General features: G+C 47.1%; 1 protein-coding gene. It reads left to right on the top strand.

Annotated features, from left to right (window positions below):
* Nucleotides 1–37: 37 nt before the first annotated feature.
* A complete protein-coding gene (locus tag RRF55_RS27205; protein ID WP_004177149.1) occupies nucleotides 38–364 on the top strand; it encodes a head-tail connector protein in 327 nt (108 codons plus the stop codon).
* Nucleotides 365–410: the final 46 nt, after the last annotated feature.

Here is a 410-nt window from a genome sequence, read left to right as displayed (position 1 = left end):
AGCCGGAAACTGTGCCAGAGAAGAAGGCTAAAAAATAATGTTAGAACTTGAAGTGGTTAAAAAGCACTGTCGCATTGAGCCTGACTTTACCGATGACGACTCACTATTAACCCTCTACATCGGAGCTGCTTCTCGTTATGTCGAAACATGGACTCGTCGCAAAATGTATGAGTCCGAAACCAGCGAGGGGTATGCAGATGATCCTGATTCAATTCTCCCTGGCGATGATGTGAAAGCAGCGATGCTACTGCTTATCGGTCACTGGTACGAAAACCGTGAAACGGTCTCTGTCGGTCAGGCTGCTACAGATATTCCGTTTACTGTCGAGTCACTTCTCCAGCCTTACAAAATTTATGGTATTTAAGCGGGGGAATTATGCAGGCAGGACGATTACGGCACCGGGTCACCAT

The organism is Klebsiella sp. K47, from assembly GCF_051858335.1.
Taxonomy (GTDB): domain Bacteria; phylum Pseudomonadota; class Gammaproteobacteria; order Enterobacterales; family Enterobacteriaceae; genus Klebsiella; species Klebsiella pneumoniae.
Note: the sequence above shows the minus strand (reverse complement) of the source record. Positions and strands in the feature narration are given on the sequence as shown.